Origin of the sequence: Candidatus Enterovibrio escicola (assembly GCF_002464935.1) — a bacterium.
Classification (GTDB): Bacteria; Pseudomonadota; Gammaproteobacteria; order Enterobacterales; family Vibrionaceae; genus Enterovibrio; species Enterovibrio escicola.
Map to the genome: position 1 here is coordinate 44,875 of NZ_NBYY01000039.1, position 26,224 is coordinate 71,098.

Annotated in this window: 19 protein-coding genes and 8 pseudogenes; 15 read left to right on the forward strand and 12 right to left on the reverse strand. The window is 40.2% G+C overall.

What is annotated here, in order from left to right; translation table 11 throughout:
* The first annotated feature begins 35 nt into the window (after positions 1 to 35).
* The 6 genes and pseudogenes from BTN49_RS12350 (at position 36) to BTN49_RS18670 (ending at position 5,914) form a co-directional block, all read left to right on the forward strand.
* Positions 36 to 934 (forward strand): annotated as a pseudogene (locus BTN49_RS12350) (IS982 family transposase).
* A 352-nt stretch (positions 935 to 1,286) separates the two neighbouring features.
* Positions 1,287 to 1,877, forward strand: coding sequence for an SPOR domain-containing protein (locus BTN49_RS12355; protein WP_097357423.1), 591 nt, complete (start codon positions 1,287 to 1,289; stop codon positions 1,875 to 1,877).
* Positions 1,878 to 2,049: 172 nt separating this feature from the next.
* A complete protein-coding gene (hslV, locus tag BTN49_RS12360; protein ID WP_097357424.1) occupies positions 2,050 to 2,574 on the forward strand; it encodes an ATP-dependent protease subunit HslV in 525 nt (174 codons plus the stop codon).
* A 14-nt stretch (positions 2,575 to 2,588) separates the two neighbouring features.
* A complete protein-coding gene (hslU, locus tag BTN49_RS12365; protein WP_097357425.1) occupies positions 2,589 to 3,923 on the forward strand; it encodes an HslU--HslV peptidase ATPase subunit in 1,335 nt (444 codons plus the stop codon).
* 151 nt (positions 3,924 to 4,074) lie between these two features.
* Entirely contained in the window at positions 4,075 to 4,977 is a 903-nt protein-coding gene (locus BTN49_RS12370) for a 1,4-dihydroxy-2-naphthoate polyprenyltransferase (RefSeq protein ID WP_097357426.1), read from the forward strand.
* A gap of 763 nt (positions 4,978 to 5,740) precedes the next feature.
* A complete protein-coding gene (locus tag BTN49_RS18670) occupies positions 5,741 to 5,914 on the forward strand; it encodes a transposase (protein ID WP_097357427.1) in 174 nt (57 codons plus the stop codon).
* 216 nt (positions 5,915 to 6,130) lie between these two features.
* Here BTN49_RS18670 and BTN49_RS12380 read toward each other — a convergent pair.
* Positions 6,131 to 6,764, reverse strand: a pseudogene (locus BTN49_RS12380) (transposase).
* 101 nt (positions 6,765 to 6,865) lie between these two features.
* Here BTN49_RS12380 and BTN49_RS14360 point away from each other — a divergent pair.
* On the forward strand, positions 6,866 to 7,015 hold the full coding sequence (locus tag BTN49_RS14360; RefSeq protein ID WP_158523782.1) for a hypothetical protein: 150 nt from the start codon (positions 6,866 to 6,868) through the stop codon (positions 7,013 to 7,015).
* Between the two features lie 203 nt (positions 7,016 to 7,218).
* Here the strand turns inward: BTN49_RS14360 and zapB are convergent, their stop codons facing one another.
* Complete coding sequence (gene zapB / locus BTN49_RS12385) at positions 7,219 to 7,461, reverse strand: cell division protein ZapB (RefSeq protein WP_097357428.1); 243 nt, start codon at positions 7,459 to 7,461, stop codon at positions 7,219 to 7,221.
* A gap of 395 nt (positions 7,462 to 7,856) precedes the next feature.
* Positions 7,857 to 8,162: pseudogene (locus BTN49_RS18675) on the reverse strand (IS5/IS1182 family transposase); the annotation flags it as partial.
* Positions 8,163 to 8,564: 402 nt separating this feature from the next.
* Here BTN49_RS18675 and BTN49_RS21505 point away from each other — a divergent pair.
* Positions 8,565 to 8,723 (forward strand): annotated as a pseudogene (locus tag BTN49_RS21505) (IS982 family transposase); the annotation flags it as partial.
* 54 nt (positions 8,724 to 8,777) lie between these two features.
* Here the strand turns inward: BTN49_RS21505 and BTN49_RS21510 are convergent.
* Positions 8,778 to 8,867: a hypothetical protein gene (locus BTN49_RS21510; protein ID WP_369073699.1), complete on the reverse strand. Its 90-nt coding sequence runs from the start codon at positions 8,865 to 8,867 to the stop codon at positions 8,778 to 8,780.
* Positions 8,868 to 10,338: 1,471 nt separating this feature from the next.
* Positions 10,339 to 11,010, reverse strand: coding sequence for a ribosome biogenesis GTP-binding protein YihA/YsxC (gene yihA, locus BTN49_RS12400; protein WP_097357430.1), 672 nt, complete (start codon positions 11,008 to 11,010; stop codon positions 10,339 to 10,341).
* 142 nt (positions 11,011 to 11,152) lie between these two features.
* On the opposite strand from yihA, the gene BTN49_RS12405 reads away from it, so the two are divergent.
* Positions 11,153 to 11,770 carry a c-type cytochrome gene (locus tag BTN49_RS12405; RefSeq protein WP_097357441.1) on the forward strand — a complete coding sequence of 206 codons (618 nt, stop codon included), beginning with the start codon at positions 11,153 to 11,155 and terminating at the stop codon, positions 11,768 to 11,770.
* A gap of 263 nt (positions 11,771 to 12,033) precedes the next feature.
* On the opposite strand, the gene BTN49_RS12410 is transcribed toward BTN49_RS12405, so the two are convergent.
* From BTN49_RS12410 to hemC, 4 genes are read right to left on the reverse strand one after another with little or no spacing between them, the layout of a single operon-like run.
* Complete coding sequence (locus BTN49_RS12410) at positions 12,034 to 13,218, reverse strand: heme biosynthesis HemY N-terminal domain-containing protein (protein WP_097357431.1); 1,185 nt, start codon at positions 13,216 to 13,218, stop codon at positions 12,034 to 12,036.
* Positions 13,215 to 14,489: a uroporphyrinogen-III C-methyltransferase gene (locus tag BTN49_RS12415; RefSeq protein ID WP_097357432.1), complete on the reverse strand. Its 1,275-nt coding sequence runs from the start codon at positions 14,487 to 14,489 to the stop codon at positions 13,215 to 13,217. The genes BTN49_RS12410 and BTN49_RS12415 overlap by 4 nt, the downstream gene beginning before the upstream one ends.
* Positions 14,476 to 15,288 (reverse strand): uroporphyrinogen-III synthase, encoded by an 813-nt coding sequence (locus BTN49_RS12420; protein WP_097357433.1) that lies wholly within the window; start codon positions 15,286 to 15,288, stop codon positions 14,476 to 14,478. The genes BTN49_RS12415 and BTN49_RS12420 overlap by 14 nt, the downstream gene beginning before the upstream one ends.
* The gene (gene hemC, locus BTN49_RS12425) at positions 15,285 to 16,220 is read right to left on the reverse strand and encodes a hydroxymethylbilane synthase (protein ID WP_097357434.1); all 936 of its coding nucleotides are present in this window, start codon (positions 16,218 to 16,220) and stop codon (positions 15,285 to 15,287) included. Before hemC ends, BTN49_RS12420 begins: the two co-directional genes overlap by 4 nt.
* Before the next feature lie 378 nt (positions 16,221 to 16,598).
* Between hemC and BTN49_RS12430 the strand changes: the two are divergent.
* A pseudogene (locus BTN49_RS12430) lies at positions 16,599 to 19,157 on the forward strand (class I adenylate cyclase).
* A 76-nt stretch (positions 19,158 to 19,233) separates the two neighbouring features.
* A pseudogene (locus BTN49_RS22795) lies at positions 19,234 to 20,545 on the forward strand (IS256 family transposase).
* 34 nt (positions 20,546 to 20,579) lie between these two features.
* On the opposite strand, the gene cyaY reads toward BTN49_RS22795, so the two are convergent.
* Positions 20,580 to 20,891: an iron donor protein CyaY gene (cyaY, locus tag BTN49_RS12440; protein WP_097357435.1), complete on the reverse strand. Its 312-nt coding sequence runs from the start codon at positions 20,889 to 20,891 to the stop codon at positions 20,580 to 20,582.
* Positions 20,892 to 20,967: 76 nt separating this feature from the next.
* On the opposite strand from cyaY, the gene lptM reads away from it, so the two are divergent.
* The 4 genes from lptM to BTN49_RS21515 all read left to right on the forward strand — a co-directional run bounded on the left by lptM (position 20,968) and on the right by BTN49_RS21515 (position 24,141).
* Entirely contained in the window at positions 20,968 to 21,138 is a 171-nt protein-coding gene (gene lptM / locus BTN49_RS16675; protein WP_190322081.1) for an LPS translocon maturation chaperone LptM, read from the forward strand.
* Positions 21,139 to 21,164: 26 nt separating this feature from the next.
* The gene (gene lysA / locus BTN49_RS12445) at positions 21,165 to 22,418 is read left to right on the forward strand and encodes a diaminopimelate decarboxylase (protein WP_097357436.1); all 1,254 of its coding nucleotides are present in this window, start codon (positions 21,165 to 21,167) and stop codon (positions 22,416 to 22,418) included.
* Positions 22,419 to 22,427: 9 nt separating this feature from the next.
* Positions 22,428 to 23,261, forward strand: coding sequence for a diaminopimelate epimerase (gene dapF / locus BTN49_RS12450; RefSeq protein ID WP_097357437.1), 834 nt, complete (start codon positions 22,428 to 22,430; stop codon positions 23,259 to 23,261).
* A 760-nt stretch (positions 23,262 to 24,021) separates the two neighbouring features.
* On the forward strand, positions 24,022 to 24,141 hold the full coding sequence (locus BTN49_RS21515; protein ID WP_199399624.1) for a hypothetical protein: 120 nt from the start codon (positions 24,022 to 24,024) through the stop codon (positions 24,139 to 24,141).
* 382 nt (positions 24,142 to 24,523) lie between these two features.
* Here BTN49_RS21515 and BTN49_RS18695 read toward each other — a convergent pair.
* Positions 24,524 to 24,619: pseudogene (locus BTN49_RS18695) on the reverse strand (IS5/IS1182 family transposase); the annotation flags it as partial.
* 10 nt (positions 24,620 to 24,629) lie between these two features.
* Positions 24,630 to 25,514, reverse strand: a pseudogene (locus BTN49_RS22800) (IS982 family transposase).
* Positions 25,515 to 26,224 lie beyond the last annotated feature (710 nt).

The following is a 26,224-nucleotide window of genomic DNA, read 5'->3' on the forward strand; positions in this document are numbered from 1 at the left end:
TTGAAAAAAACTATTGACTGCATAAGGACTTGGGTATGAATAACTTAAATACTGCGCTCGTCGATATCGACGACTTCTGCCAGATTTTCCTCCCTGCTTGGGAAAACCTAATTTCTTCCAGTGATAAATAAAAAATAAGCCTTATCGCCTATCGGTTAGCGAAGTGATTAAGATAGTGATCTCTTTCCATCAATCAATGGTATCGAGACGTAAAAACTTATTACATCCACTTTATTTAGGGTTACCTCACCAACCAATTTCCTGAATTAGTTACCTACACGAGTATGCTCAAGCTCATGTAAGGTGTTCTGGTTCCGCTTTGATCTTACCTCACTCACCGTCAGGCAAAATCGACAGAGATTGCCTTCGTTGATTAATACAAGCTACTAAGCTTGTCACAATCTACGCATTCTCAGACATCAGGTTTTTAAAGGTACCCAGAAGAGAGAAAAAGAAACGATGGGGTGGTTCTACAGTTTCAAATTACACCTTATTATCAATGACAAAGGTGGCATTGTCTCAGTCAAAGTAACGACGGATAACGTGGATGATAGAAAACCTGTATCGGAAATGGTTAACGAGATTTGGGGGTGTTTATACGGAAATAAAGGTTATATCTCTGGTCCATTCGATCGGGAACTGGCAGACAAGAGAGTAGACACTGATAACGGGTGTGAAAAAGAATATTAAATCCAAAGTGATGAAACTTTAGAACCGCCTGATGCTCCGAAAATGATTTATTATTGAAACCCTTTTTGACCAACTAAAAAACATATCCCAAATCGAGCATTCTCGGCACTAAAGTGGTGTGAGAGTTATGGTCAACTTTATTGCTGGACTCATTGCTTATCTGTTTCAACTAAAAAAACCTAGCCTTAAAATTACTCAGTTTGAAAAATCCTTGCATATTATAGATCTGAGGTTAAACAAATAGTAGAACGTAATGAAACCTACACATCAAAAACTCAAACCTAGGAGGCCTCAATTGATAAGAGACTAGGTTCATCAAAGATGATTAAAGGCAATGGATTTACCGTTGAGCATGACATCAATGGTACGAGAAACATATTACTTGAATATTTAACAAGGTAGCTTGTCCTTAATCATTAGAATAAATATTACGTTCGTTGCTGTTTGAATTAAAGAGGATTACACCTGCTTAACGGACAGATGATAATTCGTGAAAGCGTGGCACAGCCCTCACACTAATCTCCGTTTGTTGGTACCAGCATGTACGGAAGGCAGGTACCATATAGTTCCCAACAGTAGAAAAGATATAAAAATCAGTGGCAACCAGAGATTACGTAAAACGTGGCAAAAAGCCTCTAAGACCACCAAAAAATACAAAAAAACTGACTTTTAGAGCGACCTTCGATTTGAGAGGAGTTGCACTCGCTATAGTATTAGTCGGTGCTTTTGGGTATGCCCTCTATTATCTCTCCACGAACAATCAATCAACTCTTCCAAAAAGAACTGATGCACCTCTCACTACTAAATCTAAAAAAGAGAAGTCTGAAAAAGAAATACGTGAGATGACAGCAAAAAAGACACTACCCCCTCAACCAAGAGAACATTGGTTCTACATTAACGAATTGGAAAATAAAGAGGTAGATATTGAAACTAACGAGCAAAAAATATCTAACCGCCCCTATTTGATGCAATGTGGTGCATATCGCAATGAAACCCAAGCAGATGGACGCAAAGCAATGATTGCATTTCAAGGTTTAGATAGTAATATCACAACTAGTAGAAGCGAGAAAGGCATCTGGTATCGTGTCGTATTAGGCCCATACCAGCTCAAACGTGAGGCTGAACATGACAAAAATATGCTACGTCGCGCAAACATTGAACCCTGTGCTATCTGGTATTGGAACTGACCCCTCCCAACTATTGTGCTAAACGAAATAACTGCATAAAAGCAGGATCTCAATCCTGAGTCCCCTTGAATTTACTTTTCTTCACCCCCACTTAATGCTTTTAACAAACCATAAAAAATATAAAATATAAATAACTATTGGTTATGTCAGAATAAAACAAAGAGGTCTTTCTGTGACAACTATTGTTTCAGTCCGCCGCAATGGCAAAGTAGTAATTGCCGGTGACGGCCAAGTGTCACTGGGTAATACTATAATGAAAGGCAATGCCCGCAAAGTACGTCGTTTATATAATGAGAAAGTACTGGCGGGTTTCGCTGGCAGTACTGCGGATGCCTTTACCTTATTCGAACTCTTCGAGCGTAAACTGGAGATGCACCAAGGTCATTTAACTAAGGCTGCTGTTGAACTCGCCAAAGATTGGCGAACGAATCGTGCCCTGCGCCGTTTGGAGGCGTTACTGGCAATTGCCGATGAAACAGCATCCTTCATCATCACGGGTAATGGGGATGTCGTGCAGCCAGAGAATGATTTGATTGCAATAGGTTCTGGTGGTAGCTTTGCACAAGCGGCAGCGACTGCTCTGCTTGAAAACACCGAGTTGGATGCTTGCGAGATCGCAGAAAAATCACTCACCATTGCTGGCGACATCTGTGTCTTCACCAACCAACACCACACCATTGAAGAGCTTGATTACTAATGCAGGATCCCAGCATGTCTGAAATGACTCCACGCGAAATCGTGTCTGAACTAGACCGACACATCATCGGTCAACACAAAGCCAAACGCGCCGTTGCCATCGCACTTCGAAACCGCTGGCGTCGTATGCAACTAAGCAAGGAATTACGTGCAGAGGTTACACCAAAAAACATTTTGATGATTGGACCTACCGGTGTGGGTAAAACTGAAATTGCACGCCGATTAGCAAAACTTGCAAATGCACCCTTCATTAAAGTAGAAGCCACTAAATTCACAGAAGTTGGTTATGTCGGTAAAGAAGTTGAAAGCATCATTCGAGATTTGACAGACGTTGCAATAAATATGACACACCAGCAAGCAATGGGAAAGTTAAAGTCCCATGCTGAAGAGCTTGCTGAAGAACGTATTCTTGATGTCCTGCTTCCACCCACTCGTGATGCATGGGGAAAACCAGAAGATCCGGAAACGGAGTCGTCTACTCGTCAAAGCTTCCGAAAAAAGATTCGCGAAGGTCAACTGAACGATAAAGAAATCGAAATTGACTTGGCGGGACCCCAAATGAGCATGGAAATAATGTCACCTCCTGGCATGGAAGAAATGACTAGCCAACTACAAAACATGTTCCAAAATTTAGGTGGTGGTAATACTCCTAAAAAGCGCAAAATGAAGCTAAAAGATGCACTAAAGGCAGCGGGTGAAGAAGAAGCTGCTAAACTTGTAAATCAGGAAGATCTGAAAGAACAAGCAATCAGCGCCGTAGAAAACACTGGCATCGTCTTCATTGATGAAATCGACAAAATTTGTAAACGCTGTGAAAACTCTGGTCCCGACGTATCTCGTGAAGGTGTACAGCGTGACCTATTACCACTGATAGAAGGCAGCACAGTGTCAACCAAACATGGAATGGTGAGAACAGATCACATTTTGTTTATTGCCTCTGGTGCATTTCAAGTTGCAAGACCTTCAGACTTGATTCCAGAATTGCAAGGTCGTCTACCTATCCGTGTGGAACTTGAAGCTTTATCTGCGTCAGATTTTAAACGTATTTTAATTGAGCCAAGAGCCTCATTGACTGAGCAATACTCTGCACTGATGGGTACTGAAAAAGTGAACTTATCCTTTACCGAAGACGGTATTGAAGAAATTGCTAATGCAGCGTGGTGTGTAAACGAAAAAACCGAAAACATTGGTGCTCGTCGACTACACACCGTGATGGAGCGTCTGGTAGACGAGATTTCGTATGAAGCTAGTGAGCGTAGTGGCGACGTTATCAGCATTGATGCTGATTATGTCAAAAATTGCCTCGATACGTTAATTAACGACGAAGATCTAAGCCGCTTCATATTGTAAATTACAATAATGTAATAAAAAAAGGCTGCCAAAATACAGCCTTTTTTATTTCATGGCAGTTAATAAAATCAAATAACTCTGGCAATTCTATTTCCTATAGACCAGAAAGTTCCAATAATGATGCCACATTCTTAAGCTATCTAAAGAAGCTATGTTTTCAACCATATTTTCTACTTGGCTTGACGCCATTCGTCTTAAAACACTTCCGCTGGCAGTTGCTTGCATTTTGTGTGGCAGCTCAATAGCCGCTAAAACCGTGCGATTTTCGCTTACAATCGCATTACTTACACTAATTACGGCACTGTTGTTACAGATCCTATCCAACCTTGCAAACGATTACGGTGATGCTGTCAAAGGCACGGACAATGATGCAAGAATAGGCCCAAAACGCGCTATTCAACTAGGTCTTGTAACACCCTATACAATGAAAAAAGCCATGATATTAAATCTTGTATTAATTATAATATCCGGTTTAATTTTATTAATTACTGCTTTACATAAAGTCTCCGATATCCTTAGTTTTATGGTCTTAGGTACCCTTGCGATCATCGCGGCGCTTTATTACACTATAGGTAGTAAACCATATGGGTATCATGGTCTCGGAGATCTTTCCGTACTTGTTTTTTTTGGTTTGATTGGTGTTGCGGGTACTTATTATTTACAGACAGGTACGTTAAATATCTTTATATTTCTACCTGCAACCGCTTGCGGTTTATTGGCGGTTGCGGTTCTAAATATTAATAACTTACGGGATATTGACAATGATCGTGCATGCAACAAACGTACACTAGTCGTACGCATGGGTTCACACCGTAGTCGTACGTACCACCAAGTCTTACTAGCAAGTGCCTATGCATGCTTTACCCTTTTCTCCATATTAGAGCACATACCAGTTTCAAAATGGTTATTTATCTTAACAATTCCACTGACTATAAAGCACAGTAAAGTAGTTCTCTCCTCTTCTGAAGGAGCATCCCTAAGACCCATGATGGCTAACATGGTAAAAGTGGCACTGCTAACCAATGTGCTGTTTGCGGTGGGTATTTTACTTTGAGGATATAGCGGGATAAGAGACAGACCATTTCAGTATACGCTAAGAATCCGGATAAACCAATTAAAGCCTTTTCCAACACCAAAAATCCTAGCTGACCTTTTTCAAAAGAACCTCCAGGAGGTTCCTAGTGCCTTCCTAGACAATACCTACTTTTACAGGGTGAAAATTACATCTACCGTTGACGTTAGATGTCTTTCTTGCCTGCAAACAAGAATGGTGAGACAGTATAGTATTAGTCATGGTGAATACAACGCTAGCGTTGTCCCTCATGTTGACAAAGCCTCCATCTTTAATATACATAAACGACTTATCAGGCAGGGATAAAATAATAACAAGTTGAATTTGCTCTTAATAATGGGTGTATCTGCTACTCCTCGCGAATGCTATACACCTGCATAAATACGGTTGTCTACGTTCTAAGAAACTTATACCCTGATGTGTAACCGAATTCCCACCAAATATACAGGAAGAGCTGCTCATTTATTTCCAGATAATAAACACTTATTTTCGTGGAGGTAAAAAATTTAATTTTAAATTTGTTATCCATAAGCAATGTCGAATTTTAGTACACGTACGGTTTCAATAGGCGTTATTTTTTAAATATCTAAACTAATCACAATTTCTACGATTAGATCATCATGGAATTAAGCGGAGGTGACGATGGGAAGGGTTCAGTATAAGATCAGCAATTGAAACAAGATAATCAATCATTAGTAAACTGGAGCTCAATCACTTTTTGGATAAACAACACTGCTATTAAGGCATCCATTGTCTAAAGCATCACGGTCATCATGACCGTGGGTTTATATTTATCAATACCGCGATTGAAACAGCACTGATCATGACAGGTATTTTTAAGTTCCCACTTCATGCGTTAGAAGGCTTTCTCAATTCAGTTTTTACATTGATGAATATCCCGCTAAAATTCCCTACATAAACTTGTATTAATAAGCGTTCAAAAAACGTATAAATTAAGTGCCGTTTACCGAGTCTAGGAGTTATCACCCACGTTGTTATTGATACTACAGGCTTAAAAATATACGGCGAGAGCTATAGTAATTTCTGGTGTAGGGGTAGGGAATAACACGGTGTAACCTGTTGATTGGTCTTGCCAAATTAACAACCGACAAGAAATACACCGCATAGATAATAATCAACCGCAGATCTGCATAAGTACTTTCTTATCAAGCCGAATCATTTTAATACTTGGTATTTTTAGTTGAAATGAATACGCGATGAGCCCCGCCAGCAAGTTGACCATAAAGCTGATACCACTACGGTGCCGAGAATGCTTGATTTAGGATATATTTTTTAGTTGGTCAAAAACGGTTTTAATAATAAATCGTTTCCGGAGCATCAGGCAGTTCCAAAGTTTCATCACTTTGACTGAGATAATGCACCTCGGTCATTGATAATGAGGTGTAATTTGAAACCGTAGAACCACCCCATCGTTCCTTTTCTTCGCTTCTCAGTACCTTTAAAAACCTGATGTCTAATAATGCGTAGGTTGTGACAAACCTGTAGCTTAGACGAATCAACGAAGGAAATCCCTGTTGGCCTTGCCCGATTATGAGGTAACGACAAACAAAGTGGATGTAATAGGTTTTTAAGTCTCAATACCCCTATTGATGGAAAGCTATCACTATCGTCATCACTTCACTAACTGAGAGGCGAAAAGGTTTATTTCTTTGTTTGAAACCGGAAGAAATTAGGTATCTTTCCCATGCAGGAAGGAAAGTCTGGCAGAAGTCATCAACATCGACGAAAACAACGTTTAAATTATTCATGCTAACGTCCTTTTACGACTGATGATGTGATTCAAATGATCAGATCTCTATTTGGGCATTTAGTTCATCGCTTATGCGTAACCCAGGTTAATGACTTGATTTTGGCAGTTTTAGATCGGCGTTTACTGTTTGCAGATAAGCACTATATCTTACATATCAAGAAGGAGTGTGATTGGGCACTGAAGTACGAGTTTATTAAAACACTGAAAACCGCATTAATGCAGACATGTAGTACTCGAAAAGGCTTTTAGATACCAGTATTGTTCATGGAAAAAATTAACAATTCTATCTCTTATTCCTGCCTAATAAGTCGGCTATGTATCTTCAAGCTGGAAGGTTTTGTTGCACAATCGGCAATGATAGCCACAAAGATCACCTTGGAAAGTAGATATTTTACACTAAGATCTATCTATTGGATACATGGTCAGAAATAGATTACATGGGATCTGTTTCTCTATTCTATTTCTTCAATTTTACCAAGTAAGCAGCGTATGCGTTGTTGCCATACTTCATGATCTGCTCGTAGACCTATATTTTCCTGCTCCAAGATATCTCGGCTTTCACGGACAGTCTCCGATTCATGATCCAGTATTTTATTCCTTTCTTTAAGCTCTTCAATTTCTATATGTAGTAGAGAAATAGTATCTACTGCCATCTTAATTTTGACTTCAAGCTGCTCTAAAATTTCTAATGACATCAAGGCTACCTATAGTTTCTAACTTCCCAGCAAAATTTATAATCTCTCTAAGAATGACCCATAAAGATTTTTCGCTTTGTGCATCCTCGGACGTCTATTCTAACGATAGATTCCTCACATCGCACCTTTCTAATGTACTTTTAGATCACAAGCGAATAATAAAACACCACCTCTGGGTGATGTATTCAATAAGTTGATTATGATTTAAAGATAATATTCAGATACAATGAATGTACCAATTAATTTATCGTGAATTTTCGTTGATCTTAAGTATTCAATCATTTTCTGATAGAGTCATTTTAAACATATACGAAGGGTTCAAAATTTCCCTTCTCAATGGGCGTTGTTTATTCAATCAGGCCTATAACGCACGGATACCAATATTTTTTACAGTTTTAATTTGTCTGCTGGCAAACATACATACCGAGTCTTATAACTTTGTACATCGCTTTCACATTTTCCAGCACTTCACCAACTTGAGCTTTTTAATTACGAAGAGTGAGTTTAGAGCTTAACAACTGTTTATAGCGAAATATTGCTGTCTCTGTTAATGAGCGTTTGTGATAAACTCTTATCCTTTTCCACTCCGCTAGTTTGTCTTCTTTCAACGACTTTACAGCTTCCTTTCTCGGATACCATTTCTCCCAGTACCAAGCGTTGCTTCGAGGTGGAAGATTGGGCATTACTCCTTTATTTTTTAGTGCGTGGTAATATGATCTTATGGGCGTTACGTATAGATCTTGTTCACAATATAGATATTCTCTGAAAGAGATATCGTACACATTGAAACTATCCGTGCATCAAAATTCAACATTGAATATAAATAACAGATTGAGAAAGAACTTAAAGATTTCGCTTTCACGACAACTTGAATGAGTGAGAAATAATTTGTCTCAATTCAGGTTGCCAACCATAGCAAAGCTAGTATTGGTTATCTTTTTACCCACTAAAGACCATGGATCATCTACTTCGCAAATAAGCCCCACTTCCTGTACATCAAGAGGAAATATGATTAATCTGAGCTGCACATAAGAAATGAACTAAATGCCCAAGTCACGATCTAATCGTTTGAAATAAACTATTAACTGCACAAGGACTTGGGCATGAATAACTCAGACGCTGTTTTCAGCGATATCAACGACTTCTACCAAAATTTCCTCCTTGCATGGAAAAAACCCCTAATTTCTTCCGATTTCAAACAAAGAAACAAGCCTTTTCGCCTCTCAGTTAGCGAAGTGATGACGATAGTGATAGCTTTCCATTAATCTAGGTATCGAGACTTTGGCATTTAGTTCATTTCTTATGCGCAGCTCAGGTTAATTGAACTTAACTGCAGAAATAGAACACCCTGTCTTAATTGGTTTCCATATTACAGGCAGATCTGTTTCAGCATTAATCTTATCCACTGACTACTGAATAACCTTATCCCTAAAATTTCTCCAAACATGATGCTTTCCTCCAAGCCCTGCTTGAGACTTCATCCAATCGATCTCTAGTACAACATGCGTTGTATCTCCATCTTGTAATTGATCAAGGTTTTTATCCTTGTTTAACCCTTGGTATAACCTAAAAGAAAAAGGAGTATTTAATCGTGATGCATATGCAAATTAAATTAAAGTAAAGTAAAATTTTCTCTAAGCTTGAAGAGCCAGGGTTTTATATATGAAATAAAAGCAACTATTACATGACTAGAATCTGTCGGTTATCGGGGCAATGTTTCCCAAATATATGAACTAATCTCAATTCCTACGATCAGATAATCAAGCATTAATAAACCGTGGTTCAGTCACTTTTTGGATAGACGACGCTACCTAGCAGGCAGCGCGGTGTTAGAGATCGGTTGTCAAGTGTTCAGACGGTACCTTAAAGGTACCAGAATAGCCGTAGTGCCGTTTTCTCGGTCAGGGTAGGGTTTTTTGTTGGGGGCTTTGCATCATCAGAATGATACCAGTAACCTACTTAACCTTGCCATTTAGATAGATGGCCAGAACCTGCTGGCGCACAAGAATAAATTTCTTCTTGAAGTTCTTGTCAGTCTCCGAGCCACCGTACTCTTGCCCAAACTGTTCCCATAGGTTGCACCAATGCAATACCAAGGGGTCGTCGTTGATCCGATGCAGCCTATCGGCCAGTATTACATAAATGTCCATTGCCAAGGCGTGCCGGTGAATGATCTCAAAGCTCGCAAGTCTAAAGGAACCGCATGATCCGTCAGGGTGTGGTAATACTCTCCTAGGAAAAGGTGATGACGCCTAGCCATAGTACGCCCTCGTCGTCGTGGTTGCCTATCCATGCCTCAGACCACCGGATGGGCTTACCATTATAGATTAATCACGATTGTAGCCGTGATGAAGCCTAGCGTCAGACTGTAAGCCAATAGAGCCATAATCTGCTTTCTGAAATTGGTATACCTTCCTGTCTTCTCTCCGGTCGCATCCTTGCCTAGCTGCTTGAGAAAGGCGCTAGCACTGTTCCTAACTTCAATTTCTGGCGACCTGTCTCGCAATGCTTAAGTGTTCAAATATGCCATGACGAGGCGAGGCATAGAACCGTAAGGGATTAGCAGCGTGCCGTCCCCCATAGCTTGCCAGCTCTGACGTACAAGCCAGCTCAACCGTACGTCCATTCAAACTCCAGTCCGTCTACCTAGGAGCGCGACAATCCAAACTAGCACATGACCTAGTGCAGGAAAGTCAGTTTAAACTAGTAGTTTATAGGTGAATACCAATCTTTACTACATTAACCCCTACTATTACTTCCAACATCTGTTCACAAACATTCAAAAAATAACAGCAGAAGATTATTTCATCTAATGTCGTAGAACATGAAGCAACTGTTATGCTAAAAAATATTTACTAATTTATCCAACACAATGATTCATCCTTTAACGCCATTTCCCGTATCGAGAGTGTCTACACCCTCTGCCTTGTCTATACAGATTTCAGAATACGGGAAGTACCAACTATCCAGTTTCTTCCTTAGCATATCAACGCCAATCCCTTTGAGGGAGGAGTATAATTCAACTTGTACATTGCCACCGAAGTTTAGTGCAGCTTCACGCACTCTCTTCAATTCAGAGTTACGTGCACCTTTTTTAAATTTATCACATTTAGTAAGCAACGTAAGCATTGGCAAATTGCAATCTACCGCCCAACAAATCAGTTGTTGATCTAATTCACGTAGTGGATGACGGATATCCATCAGTACAACCAAGCCTTTAAGCTGATCACGTTTTTGTAAATATTCTCCCAGTGATTTTTGCCATTTTAATTTCAATGCCAGTGGCACCTGTGCGTAGCCATATCCAGGCAAATCCACGATATGGTATCCCTCACCTACTTTAAAAAGGTTGATAAGTTGTGTACGACCAGGGATTTTACTTACATATACTAGCTTTTTCTGGTCACATAATCTATTGATAGAACTTGATTTTCCAGCATTGGAGCGGCCAGCAAAGGCAATCTCAATTCCAGTATCCGGTGGCAGATAACTAATATTCTGCGCACTGGTAATAAAGTGGGTGTTACGATAGTTAAGTGAATGATTCACTGTTAACTCCATCTTGATTTTGTGTCGGCAATTGATTACTTTTATATATAAAGTGTATAAAGTAAGGATGCTAGTTTTTTGCACCATAATTATATTACGATTGTATGAGCATCTTGAGCTCGATAATTATAAACGGGATGTCATGAGTAAATTAGCGATCCTACTCACATTCATTGTGAGTGCTACTGTTTATGCACTGGGTGATGCAGAAGCAGGCAAAGCAAAATCAACAAGTTGCGCAGTTTGTCACGCTGCAGATGGTAACAGTGTTATTCCTGAAAACCCCGTACTGGCGGGTCAACATGAAATATATCTTGCAAAACAGCTCAACGACTTTAAATTAGGCATTACCTCAGAGGGTGAACAGGGACGTTTTAATCCAATAATGGCTAATATGGTAGCAGAATTATCGGAACAAGAAATAAATGATCTGGCTGCGTATTTTTCCTCTAAAACGACAAAAATTGGTAATACGCCTGAGGCGTCTATTCCTGTTGGTAGGCAGTTGTATATAGCGGGTGATGCAGAACGTGGCATTGTCGCATGTACTGCATGCCACGGCCCACGTGGAAATGGTACAAAGCTATCAGGGTTCCCAAAAATCTCTGGGCAGCATGCTAACTATCTCAAAATGCAGTTGATATCTTTTCGAGAAAAACAACGTGTCAATGACATGAACGGTATGATGCAGATTGTAGCATCGAAGCTCACTGACGAGGAAATCGACGCAATCTCACAATATGTTGGTGGTTTGCACTGAGCATCGTTAATGATTGGGTAATGCGAGTGTGTTCTGAGAACAACGCCATTCATGGCAGTACTGCGTGTGCTTTTGTGGCGGGCTTTGGCGGGAAGAGCGTATATTTTTATAAGTTTATTTCCTCATTCTAAACTATACTTGTCGGAGTCATTATTTAAATTTCGTCGCATCTTCTCTGAAATTTAAATATATTTTCAGTTTCTGTAAAAGTGTGAGTAAAGAAACACCACACTTTGTATATTGCTTGATAAGCACATGTTTCATTATTGATGAGGCAACGCAAGTTTCAGTGCTTCACGAGAAATTCTGCTGGCTATGCTAGATTTATTAAGCTTTTCGAGAGTATTAACCAGTAATGCATAATTGGTAACATCTGGACGAATATTTAACGCACGTTCAAAATGCTCTCTCGCTTCTACCCACTTTCCTTTACGGAAATACAGTTGTCCTATTGTGCTGTGTATTACAGAGCTTTTTTCGTTATAACGCAGCAGTTCGTTTAACTTAACGATCACTGGATCATAATTTTGCAACGATAACTGAGATACTAAATGTATGAGTGTTTCATCGGGTTTCTTCTTGAAGCTTTCACGTAAAATTACATAAGCCTCATCATCCGCATTACGTGCAATGAGTTGCTTAACGAGGCAAGTAATACAGGTAGTTTGCTGACGCGTCGTACGGGATAGGTTGTTCCAATGTGTGAGTAATCTATCACTGCCTTTTTGCATGGCAATATAATTAATCAAACCACACTCAGCCCTTATCTCAAGCTTACGTGTATCTTCCTCCGGAATGACATTGATGCGTTTAAGTGACGGCAGTAAACTCAGCAGAGCTTGCCAATCCTGCAACTGCAGATATGTATCTTTTAGCAAAGTTAACAAAATCACATTACGAGGGTAGTCGTGAATCAAACCTTGTAAACTTGCCAATGCTTCTTCGTATTGCTTATGGCGGTACTGAAGTTTTGCACGCGTTAGTGACGTCACTAAGTTGTCGGTGCCGCAGTCAGCGGCTTGTTGCAAATAACGGTCTCGCCTTTCGGCATCACCTCTCTCTTGGGCAGCTTCTGCCGCAGTTAAATAATTCAGCAGTGGCGCATCACTATTCGTGGCACCTTTTACCACCAACTTTTCAGCTTGTTTCCACTCACCGACCAATAGCTTAAGTAAACCATCATTGGTCAGTTGGCGTGCTTTCCTATTCCGTCGGTATGCAAACCATTCCTGAGTGGAGCTAGACAGGGAAAATACCTTTCGAAGAATAAACTCAAGTAAGTAAAAGATGGCGAAGGCTACTAACACTAAAACAATTAACGTAATAAAGCTCATTTCAATAGTTCTATTTGCTACGGAGATCAATACGTAACCTTGGTTATCAGCCAAGTCTTGACCAAAAATCAACCCAGATATCAGGGTGATAACAAGTAAAAGAATTTTGATCATTGGGTTATCTCCGTAGAGGAGATAGCCTCATTGGAAAACGTTTCATTGGGAAGAAGTGTAGGTTTATGACGAAGACGGTCGGCTAAAATGTTACTGATCATATTTTGGCTATATAAAATCTCTGGGTAATTTACCTCTATGGTTTGATCACTCAGGTGAGTAAGGGTGGTGATGAAAGCTTTGGTAGATTTAGCATCCTTATTGTAAAAACGTTCAACCCATGCTTTTGCGATACGGATAGATTCAGTGTAAATGTGGCCGTTTTCACGGTAAACTGCGGTGATAGCACGATCAAGTTTAGCTTTTAGGTTTTCTTGTAAATAGAAGGTTTGACTTAGCGTTAATAGCGGCACAACATCACTCTCACGCTTGCGATAAGTAATAAATTGTCCTAAAAAAGCACTTAACGATATTTTTATATTTTGCTTCCAGTCGTCTATATTTGACGATACTTTCATCGGTATTGTCGCATCAATTTCAGGAATGAAAGCATTAGCAAGTGGTAGTTTATCCACTTCTTGCTGAAGATTGTTGAGGCACAGCACGATACCATCTCGGTCAATATGTTCGATAGCTTTTAGTTTCATAATGTCTTGCGATATCGTTTGGCGAATAAGTGTCATTGACGGATCATTTAGCTCAGCAATACGTAGATCTGCAGTTTCCATCAAAGTGGTAGCTGTCAGCACATCATGTACTAGCCAGAGATGTCGACCTGCTTGATTTACTAGATACTCAGCTTCCGCTAAAATCCAATCGTTCGGATGTCGAGTTTTCATGTTAGTCATAGCCGATTGTAGGTTCTGAATAGTTTTATCCTGCTGTTTAATCAATGTGAGCGTTTTTTGACTGATATTTTTGACTTCGACATGATTTTGCTTTGTGCTCTCAGAAAGAGTTCGTTTTAATGCATCAATTTTTAATGTCAACACGGAAATGTCGGTATTATATTGCGTTGTTTTCAGGTGGTAATGGTAATAAAAGCTACCACCTAGTGCGATGGTCAACGCAATTGCTACCATAGAAAGCTTATTTCCTTGATATTTTTCTTCCTGTGTAGATTGTTCTGCAGTAGGAGATGAAGACGTGCTTTTAGCCGTAGTAGAGTACTGGTTTTTGTTATTATTTGGTGAGCTGGTCGTGACCGATTTTCCGTTAGAGGACTGAGAATTGGCGTCTTTGTCAAACGATGTTTCCGTCTCCTCGGCTGAAGGATTTGCTAACCTCGATATGCCTTTATTCCTGCTTGATGTTTTATTATTGTCTGTCATCCGAATGTCCCGAGTTTGTCATCTCGTATAAAACATGAAACAGTGTGCTATTCGCAGCACTGTTTACACAGTTAATTTTGGAAAAACCGAAGTTAATCGCTTGATTATAAATCCGTTTACTTGGTACCAGTATATGGCATTCTTTTAACCATTGTTGATTAGTATTTGAGATTGTTTTCCACAAAAGTGACAGTTGCTCACCACTAGTGATCACCAAAGTGTCAACGTTCTCATATCTCCACTGTACCATCAGTGATGGTAAGTCCGCACTGTGCCAGTGTCGTTGATATGCTTCGAAGTAGTGGACTATCACATTATTGTCTCTGAGGGTTTCTCCTAGCAGTGCATTACCACCATTGCCTCGGAGTATTAGGACAGACAGTACGCGAGTATTTGAATATAATCTATTTATCCCTGAATAGTCTGGTTTTAGATTAGCAAAGAGGGACATGGCTAGGATACCTTTACTATCTTCTGTAGGTGGCTGTAGTACGTCCACTCCGCCTTGTTTACACCACGTCCTTGCAGTCTTTTTTCCAACGGCCACATAATGTAGGTCTTTTCGCCAAAAGTTTCCATGGTTATGCATATACACACACGCGTATTCCACAGAGCGTGGACTTATTGCAACGACCACACTCTGTGATGGTAATGCGTCCAAGCAGTTAGAAAGTGTGGGAAGGTCGTTTCCGGCAGAAAAAGATAACAAAGGTGCAGATAATGCCTTCATTCCTGCTTGGTTGAGGCTATTAACCAGTTTAAAACAGGAAGGGGCTGGACGAACAACCAAGATGGTCATAGCGAATCCTGATACAGTTTGTCCAAAATTATGTGAGCGCCTCTTTTTAATAACTGTTCTGCAAGACCAGTACCCAGTGCTTCAGCTTCTTCTAGTGGTCCAACTACTTCGCCACGAATAATCTTACTGCCATTCGGTTCACCCACTAGCGCACGCAAGTATATCTGATTTCCTTTGATTTCCGAATAACCGCCGATGGGAGCTCGACACCCAGCTTGTAAACGATTATTCATTGCTCGTTCAGATAATACACGGTACGTTGTATTGACATCAGAAAGCGTTTTAAGGAGGATACGGACACGTTCATTATCAAGGCGACATTCAATGCCTACCGCCCCTTGGCCGACGGCTGGAAGAATTTCTTCTGGCTCAATTTCAACACGAATCCGATAGTTAAATTTTAGGCGTTTCAAACCTGCGGCGGCAAGAATGATGGCGTCATACTCACCATTGTCAAGCTTACTAAGGCGAGTTCCTATGTTGCCACGAAGATCTTTCACCACAAGGTCTGTACGTATCGCACGAAGTTGACATTGACGACGTAAGCTTGAGGTTCCAACCACTGCTCCTTGTGGTAGTTCACTGATACTTGCATAAGTATTGCTTATAAATGCATCACGCGGATCTTCGCGTTCACAAATTGTTACTAGCCCTAATCCTTCTGGAAAATCGATGGGGACATCTTTCATCGAGTGCACGGCAATGTCCACGTGTCTTTCTAACATCGCTTGTTCCAGTTCTTTTACAAACAGTCCTTTACCGCCAACTTTGGCTAATGGCATATTCAGAATAATATCACCTTTAGTCACCATAGGAACCAGTTGAATCACGAGACTCGGGTCTATGGTTTTAAGCTTTGTTTTGACGTATTCTGCTTGCCACAGGGCAAGTGGGCTCCGTCTAGTCGCGATGCGGATGGGTATCGAATTCATAGTTGTGTCCATTTTATTTGCTTACACTAATCGTAACATCGCTTTTCTCTCCTTCGATAAGAGAAGCTAAACCCAAACGCTAAAACGTGCGAAGCGAAACAAGATAGGCTAAGCTTGTGTGATGAACATCAAAAATTTTTGATCAGACTCATCGCTGAGAATACAACCCAGTTCACCTTCTTTTGAAGAAAACTTGAGGTAACGTGCTGTCTATATCACAGTTCCAGTCATTTAGTAAGCGACGTGTTAGGAAAACGTGGAATTACTGCTCGACTCACGTTTTACCTGAAAACTGTTGGTTTGATCATGTTTTTATCCCTAGGTACCGATATCTTAATAACTCGGTTCCGCTACGTTGACTAGGATGTAGGTATTATCTTGCAAAACTATGTTGATCAGCAAATAGAGTTACTTACTGCTTTCAACCACCTTAGGTTGAAACGGGCTCAAAGCGCTATGCACTCACAGGCAGTTAATGTTCTTCACATATTGCCTGTTTTGTTACACTTTAATCATCCTGCCATCCCTGGATATTTAGAATCTAGTTTCGTCCATGGTATTTCTGACTTTTCTTTGTCTGACTTACAACAAAATTTTGTTAACGATTGTGTCTTGGCATTAAACAATACCTCCCAAGAAAAATCCAGGACTATTAATTTTCCCATCAAAGGCCTGTTTTCTATGGGTAGTACCGCATCGATGGGACAGTGTATTTCTAGTGATCTCGATATTTGGGTTTGTGTACAATGTTGGATGAACCAAGATCAGCGACTATTGCTCGATAGAAAGTGTTCGATGATTTCTGATTGGGCGATGACACAGGGAGTGGAAGTTAACTTTTTCGTGATGTGTGAACTACGCTTCCGTCAAAACTTAGCTCAGGAAATGACGTCAGACAACTGTGGTACTAGCCAACATTTCCTTCTATTAGATGAATTCTATCGTTCAGCATTGTATTTGGCAGGTCAGCAATTATTGTGGTATCTAGTTCCTTCTGAAATGGAAAACTGCTATGAAGATTACGTTGCTGAGATGATCGCCAATGGAGTCATTCGTCGTGATGAATGGATCGATTTTGGTGGTCTACCCTCAATCCCTGCCGAAGAATATTTCGGATCCAGCCTTTGGCATCTATACAAAAGTATTGATTCCCCATATAAATCTGTCCTCAAAGCCATTTTACTCGAAGCGTATTCGTGGGAATACCCGAACACCAAACTTGTGAGTGTGGACGGGAAACGCCGTTTCTTTTCTGGGGTATTGGACATCTATCAATCAGATGCTTACTACCTAATGCTGGAAAAAGTCACCAACTATCTCGAGTGTATCGATGATAGTCGTCGCTTGGATTTGGTGCGGCGCTGCTTTTACCTAAAAACCCATGAACATATCACCCATAAGCCTAGCCTAGGATCTGTACCTTGGCGTCGAAAAGTGTTGTTTGTGTTGACCAGAGAATGGGGATGGAGCAAAAATGATATTGCCCATCTGGATAACCGTTGTAACTGGAAAGTGGAAGAGGTGAAGTTGGCGCATAATGAGCTGCTAGAAGCGCTTATGTTGAGTTATCACAATTTAATCCGCTTCGCGCGGCACAATGACATCACTTCTGCCATTAGCCCTGAAGATATCAGCATTTTAGCACGTAAGTTACATGCGGCGTTTGAAGTGTTACCCAATAAAGTAACTTTGCTTAACCTCCAACTGTCACCAGACTTACATAAGCCTGATTTGACGTTTATTCAGGTCCAGGAAGGAAGTAGCAACCCGCCTGGTTAGTATTTATATAAACAATCGCTTAGGCCTGTCGATATCATCGGGAGGGCATCGATTGAGTATAATTGTTATCTGTCTAAGCTGGTGGCATGGGTGTATTTTAACGGTATGTTAACAGAATCAACATGCTTACACTCGGTCGTAAGGACGAGTAACGTAAACATCGATAAATTATATCATTTTGTGAGTGATATTCGAAAAACTTTCCCTATACGGCGTCCACATCCGTCGTTACAGGCTCTGTCTAGCCCGTGTAAAATCCATAAACTCGCGTTGTTCATTAACCTAGAACAAGATCCAACCAATAAACTTAAGCACCCGTTAGTACGTTTTGATTTTAAAAATACAGACATTTTAAGTTATGGGTCGGATCAACAATGCTTGGTCGGTAGTATTGACTTAGTTTACCGGAATAGCTGGAATGAAGTTCAAACCCTGAACTTCATGGGTGAAAATGCCATGTTGGATGTGTTAAAAACCTTATTGGGAAAAATGCACCAAGATGCCATTCCTCCTGAATCGGTTGATGTGTTCTGTTATGCTGGTAAAATGTGTGGTCTCATCAGAAATTTAGTTGATAAATTGGTATCAGAATGTATCGATATGCGCCTCAAACCTATAGATTAGGAGAAATGTCGCCGTTTTAAAGCAATCCGTATTGCACATCAAACCTTCGGTCTTTTCTTTGAACGACGTGGTGTGTCGGTTCAAAAGTTAGAGAATGCAGTAGATTTCTACTGCTCCATTTCTACCAACAAGATTAACGGTTCACCAGTGAGGGTAGTGGACAAGAATGGTGAAGTTCATCTACCAGAAGTGGTTGATAAATACGCCAGTGAAGGTTTGATTCAGTACTTCTTTGAGGATTATGAGCAGGGGTTCAACACATATGTACTGAATGAGAACAATCACGTTGAAGTGTATCGCCAATTTAACGGAGATAAAGATGAGATAGTGCAAAGTGTTAACCGATTCTACACTTCTACTCAGGACAATGTCACTTTTACCTCGCAATCTGTAAACTTCAATCTTCTACAATTCTATGACATAGTGCATCATGTAGATGGTCATGCCAAGATTATTCCTTATAAGAGCGAACGATCGTGGCAAGTTGCAGGTACAAGAGTGTACGCAGAAATGACCCAGCACGTTTCACGCTAGGCATATAAGGACTGAAAAAGACTTCGGGGGTTGGCAAGAGCTCTCGTCTTTGGGAAAGCTCAGAGTACGGTATCATATGCGAGCTATAGTGATTTCTGGTGTATGGGTAGGAAATAAGGAACTGCTAAAACAAGGCACACAGCAGTTGTTGGCTTAAGCTATAGAAGCCGAGGTTCAATTCTTGCTTGATAATTTTACATAGATCAAAGCTAACGGAAAGCAGGGATTGGTTCGAAATGGCTATTTACCTGAGCAGCACCTCTAAACGTGGTTCGGCGATATTACCATCAAAGTCCCAAAGGTTCGAGATAGTACATGAATACGCCTTAATCTCCACACATATAGTTTCTGGGAGGAAATTCCTAGGTGAAAGAACAAATAACGAGATCAAGTTCAACAACACACGGGTTTCACCCTATCTCAAGCGAACCAAAAACATAGACGAGCTTATCCCTTGTTTCTATTTGCAAGGAATCTCCACGGGCGATATGCAGCCAGCCATAAAAACACTCTTAAATAAGCAAGCCTAGCGGTTGTCAGCAAACCGTGTTTCTCGACTTAAGCAACAGTGAGAAGCAGAAGATGACCAGTAGCGTAAGCTAGACCTAAGTAAACGGCGGTATATCTACATTTTGGCCGATAGTATTTACTGCAAAGTTTGGATGGATAACAAGCTTTTCCTTCTTGTTGTCATTGATATCGAGGATGCCGGCCGCAAGGAAGTGCTAACCATTGTCTATGGGTACAGGGAGTCAGAGGTCAGTTGGCTCGAAGTTCTGTCACAGCTAACGTCCCTAGGTATAAGTATCGCTCCAGAACTCGCCATTGGTGATAGCGCTTTCGTTTTTTGGAATGCAGGGACAAAGCGTTGAGCAACGACGTGTCACCCTCGCTACTGGGTACACGAAACGGCCAATGCATTAAACAAAGTCCCAAAATCTGTTCAACCAAAAATAAAAGAAACGCTTCACGATATCTGGATGGCGGAGACACAACAAGAGGTACAGAAAGCCTTCGGATAGTTCGAAACACGATATGGTACTAAATGCTACAGAGTAGTGGAGCGCCTGACCAAAAACAAAGTAGAAATGATGGAATTTTACGATTTTCCGCCAAATACTGGATACATATTCGAACGACAAACCCCATTGAATCAATGTGTTCAACTGTGAGGATTAAGAATGAATAAAACCAAGAATTGTGGAAGCCAAAAAGCGATACGAACAATGGTCTGCAAACAGATGCGAACCCCTGAGGTTAACTGGCGTAGGATACGAGGCTTTAAATTACTTACGGATATCATCAAAGGCGTGAAATGTAGAGATGTCATTCGTGAAATAAACGTCAATTATCAGGATACTGATCTAGAAACTGTACACCAGATTTAACCATAGCTCACCAGATGCACTAAGTACGTCTAAATTACCAGTCTATCGTTCTACCTGAATGCTTGCTGCACTCTTGCTTTACTAAATCTATAAACTCCATGCCAGTTTTATTACAAAGCCATTTATCGCCTTTATAGCTGAAATGAAAACCTCCTGATTTCGAAGCTAACCAAATCTCAGACACTGACTCTTGACGATTAATAATGATCTGGCTGCAATTCTCGAATTCTAGTGTCATGACATTACCAGTAATCTCATAATCGATACATTCACATCGATCATTGATACCTTCCTCAATCATTATCCATTGAGCATCAACCAGTTCGTGATATTGGCTTGCGTTCATTGCATAGTGTCCTATTGCTTTTCAGTGTGTGGATGCGATTATATAGGATTTTAACTATTGGATCACTGGCATGTTAATGAAAAGAGCCATCTTGAAACCTGTTGTCTTGGTAATCACCACTGTAATATCCGCATGTGGCCAACAAGGCCAGCTTTACTTTCCAAAAGAGGAGGCAGCAGAAAACAACCTCCCAATAACTTTAAAAGTACTCCAAGATACGCAGCTTCAACCAACCAGTCAACCATAACAAAATCTATGCAGGGAAGGACAAAGTTGGACTATTTTAACTATCAAGATGATGGGAAGTTGTGGGCCGAAGATGTACCATTAACACAGTTGTGTGATACTTATGGCACCCCACTTTATGTTTATTCACGTGCCACTCTAGAGCGGCATTGGCATGCCTTCAACAATGCCGTTGGAAACCATCCACATTTAATTTGTTATGCTGTAAAAGCAAACAGCAATTTAGGTGTATTGAATGTATTGGCGCGATTGGGGTCAGGCTTTGATATTGTATCGCAAGGTGAATTAGAGCGAGTCCTAGCTGCCGGAGGTGATCACACGAAAGTGGTCTTTTCTGGCGTGGGTAAAAAAGCTGATGAAATGGCACGTGCACTGTCATTGGGCATTAAGTGTTTTAATGTTGAATCAGAAGCTGAGCTTGATCGTCTAAATCAAGTGGCCGGAGAATTGGGTCAAGTGGCACCAGTTAGCTTGCGAATTAATCCAGATGTGGATGTTAAAACACACCCATATATATCGACGGGGAGAAAAGAAAACAAATTTGGAATCGCATTTGAACGCTCCCGTGAGGTTTATAATTACGCAAATAGCCTGACAAGTTTGAAGGTTCAAGGGGTAGATTGTCATATTGGTTCTCAGTTAACTGAGTTAGCGCCGTTCATTGAATCCATGGATCGTCTGTTAATGTTAATTGACCAATTAGGTCAGGACGGCATTGAGATAACGCACCTTGATGTCGGAGGTGGATTAGGTGTGACGTATTACAATGAGAGACCCCCACAACCTTCTGATTATGTTAAATCTCTACTTGAGCGTTTATCAAATCATCAGGATATCGAGCTGGTATTTGAGCCGGGTCGAGCCATTGCGGCAAATGCTGGTTTACTGCTAACGCGCATAGAGTTTCTGAAGAATAATGCTGAAAAAAACTTCGCCATCTTAGATGCAGCAATGAATGATTTGCTACGTCCTGCACTGTATCACGCATGGCAGGATATCATACCAGTTGTACCTAGAAAAGGAGAAAGTAAAACCTATGACTTAGTCGGATCCGTGTGTGAAACAGGCGACTATCTTGGTAAAGATCGTGCTTTGACGATTGAGGCGGGAGATCTGCTGGCGATACGCTCATCGGGTGCATATGGGTTTGTGATGTCATCTAATTACAACACACGTAGTCGCGCAGCAGAAATCATGGTCGATGGTGGAACTGCCTATTTAGTTCGTCAACGAGAACCACTTGAATCACTGTGGCAACTAGAACAAATGTTGCCTGGATAAAGGATTCAGATGCAGATACAGTTTTCTAAAATGCATGGTCTCGGTAACGACTTTATGGTTGTAGACTGTGTGACCCAAGATGTGAATTTTTCCTCAGAAATGATCCGCCGTTTGGCGGATAGAAATATTGGCATTGGTTTTGATCAGTTGTTGATTGTTGAACCGCCGTATGATCCAGAAAGTGACTTTCATTATCGGATTTTCAACGCAGACAGCAGTGAAGTAGATCAATGTGGTAATGGCGTACGCTGCTTTGCCAGATTTGTACGCATGAAGGGTTTGATAAATAAAGATCAAATTCTTGTCAGCACTCAATCTGGAAAAATGGTGTTGAAAATCAATAACGATAATTCAGTAACTGTTAACATGGGTGAACCAATCTGGCTACCATCGAAAATTCCATTTCGTACAAATGCGGAAGAAAAAACCTATATTTTACAAGTACACGACAGAACATTATTTGTCGGAGTCGTCAGCATGGGCAACCCTCATTGTGTATCTGTAGTTGACGATGTGAATAGAGCTGATGTAGAACATCTTGGTTATTTGCTTCAATCACATGCGCAATTTCCTGAACGAGTCAACGTGGGATTTATGCAGGTGATATCACGGCACGAAATCAGATTACGCGTGTATGAGCGAGGAGTCGGTGAAACCAAATCGTGTGGTACTGGTGCATGTGCTGCAGTGGCAATTGGTATTACTCAGGGGCTTCTGGATGAGTCCGTAAAGGTGAATTCACTTAGTGGTCATCTGCACATCCGCTGGCGTGGACCGAGACATCCTATCTATATGTCAGGACCGACTTCCCATGTATATGATGGATACATCACAGTGCGATAGAGCTTTCAATCTATTGACGAAAAAACTAATCTAGGATGCCGTAGATCACATTTTTAATGCAAAGTAGCTTAAGTTTCTCGGCATTGTGTTGTTGCCTATTTATTTCTGCCTTTAAATTCACTTCTGCATTTAATATAGCTAAATAATTATTCTGTGACACATTCCGCGAATGACTTATAGTTTAGATTTCTGCCAGCGCGTTCTGGCGGACAAAGAAGAACACGAATTAACGTTTGAACAGACAAGCGTTCCTTTTAATGTTGGAATGCAGATCTTATTTCGTTAGGCTAATAAGATAGAGCCTTGTATTACCAAAAATAAACACGCATAAAAAATGATGAGAATATTTCACTTAAGGATGTAAAGGAGTTCCCTGATGATTAACAGTGGTAGCGAGCATAACGCCTTAATGTCACCTTTTAAGACACTCTGTTTTACCCTAAAGCTTGTAAACAAAAACGCCAAGACTTCAGCGAAAGAATAGAGAAACATCAAGAAGAAGGTAAACCTATCATCTACGTTAGATGAAAGTGAGTTTACCTAGAGTATTCTCGAACGCATGGTTACTTTGAAAAAGGCAGTCGATTCTATGGAGTTTATGATTACCACTCTAAAGGAATAGTTAACGCCATTGGTGCTATTATCAATCATACTTTACTAACGCTTAGCATTAGTAATTGGAAGCGCCAATTCGGAGGTATTTCAAGCATGGATTGAACAAGGTTTACTTCCGTAAGTTCCAGAGTAAGCTATCTTTGTTATGGATAATGCAAGTGTTCATAAACATAGTGACACACTGGAAGCAATTGAAGCTCTTGGTTGTACTTTAGAATGGCTTATTCCGTACAGTCCAAGTTTTGACCTAATGGAACATAAATAGGCAGAAGTCAAGTCTATAAGAAGGAAAGAGTGCTGCTCCATTGACGAGCTGTTTTATCAGCATATGGATTATGCCAATTTATTTTGATCTAGCTTATAGAGTTAATGTTACAGTTCTTACCCCAAACATAAATTTTACGGCTTTTTCTTGCCAGATATAGATCTTAGCTTCTTACAATACAATATCTCATTTATAATGAAGTTGATTTGCAACTGACCAATATGAGCACGTTTCTTCGCGTTAAGTACTTCAGAGCTGATGTAATAACGGATGCAAGACTCTTTAATAGGATGACCCGCTATGTGTAGGTAATATACCTATAAAACGGCGTTGTTGATTAAAGAAGGCTTATAATGCACTGATCCCAATATCTATTATAGTCTTAATTTGTCTGCTGGCGAACAGGCATACCGAGTTTTATAACTTTGTTCATTGTTTTCACATTTGCCAACTCTTCACTAACTTGAGCATTGAAATTAACCTCAGATTTACATAAGAGCTTGCTTATCAAGCCGAGTCATCTTGATACTCGGCTTCTTTGGTTGAAATGAATACGCGATAAACCCCGCCAGCAAGTTGACCATAAAGCTGATACAACTACGGTGCCGAGAATGCTCGATTCGGGATATGTTTTTTAGTTGGTCTAAAAACTGTTTCAATAATAAATCATTTCTGGAGCATTAGGCGATCCTACAGTTTCATCACTTTAAGTTTCATATCTTTTTCACACCCGTTATTAGTATCACTCCTTTGTCTACAAGTTCCCGCCCAATGGACCAGAAATATAACTTTTATCTCCGTATAAACACGCCAAAAGCTCGTCAATCATTTCCGACACAGGCTTTTTATCATCCACGTTAGCCGTTGTCACTTTGACTGAGATAATGCCACTTTAGTCATTGATAATAAGGTATAACTTTAAGCCGTAGAACCACCTCATCCTTCATTTTACTCGCTTCGAGATCCCTTTAAAAACCTGATATCTAAGAATATGTAGGTTGTGACAAACCTGTAACTTAGATGACTCAACAAAGGAAATCTCTGTTGGCCTTGCCTAACGGTGAGTGAGGTAAGAGCAAAGAGCAAAGAGGAACTAAAACGCATTGCATGCACTTGAGCATTCGCGTGTAGCTGATTAATTTAGGAAATTCGCTGTTGAGATAGCGACAAACAAAGTGGATGTAATAGGTTTTTAAATTTTGATACCAAGATTGATGGAAAGTTATCACTATCGTCATCATTTTGCTAACTGAGAGACGAGAAGGATTGTTTCTTTGTTTGACACCGGAAGAAATTAGGTGTTCCTCTCATGCAGGGAGGAAAGTCTAGCAAAAGTCGTCGATATCGACGAAAACAGTGTCTAAGTTATTCATGCACAAGTCCTTGTGCAGTCGATAGTTTTTTTAAACGATCAGATCGCTACTTGGCTATTTAGCTTATTTATTATACACAGCCCTGGTTAATTTAAAGAAGTGACATCAAAATCGGAAGATGACGTCACCGCAGCGACAATTAATTTACAGATGCTATACAAAAAGCAGATCCATACAATTACAGCAGCTAATGGTCGAGAATTTTTTCATCATTGATGATGAAAGCAAAAGCTTTGGATATTTATATTTGCTTTTCCCATCTTTACTCTTCATTAGAATGCGAGACAAACAAAAAGATAATAATCTTTTAAGACAGTACGTAAGAAAATGGATAGATTTAAGAAAGGTCACGGATGAAGATATTAACTTTACTCAAGCAAGGAGTAATAATCAACCTAAAAAATATTTAGACTTAAGGTAGCCTACCGTTTCTTTTAAAGAAATGGTATTTTTAGCTTGCTTGAAAAGCATTGCACTTCCGATTTAAATGCAGGGAAAAGCACTAAGACTTGGTGATAAACTAAATCTTCGTGATCTTACCCCGTTTTCTGAAATCCTATATTTACTCTTAGTTTACTCCAGTTTCTAGTGCAATTTCAAACCATTGATCATTAGTGAGGAACCGTGTCTCTGGCGGAGATCCCACCGAACGCTTTCATGAATATATTGCAGGATTGTAAGAAATAGGACTCAATTGAGTCCTATTTCTT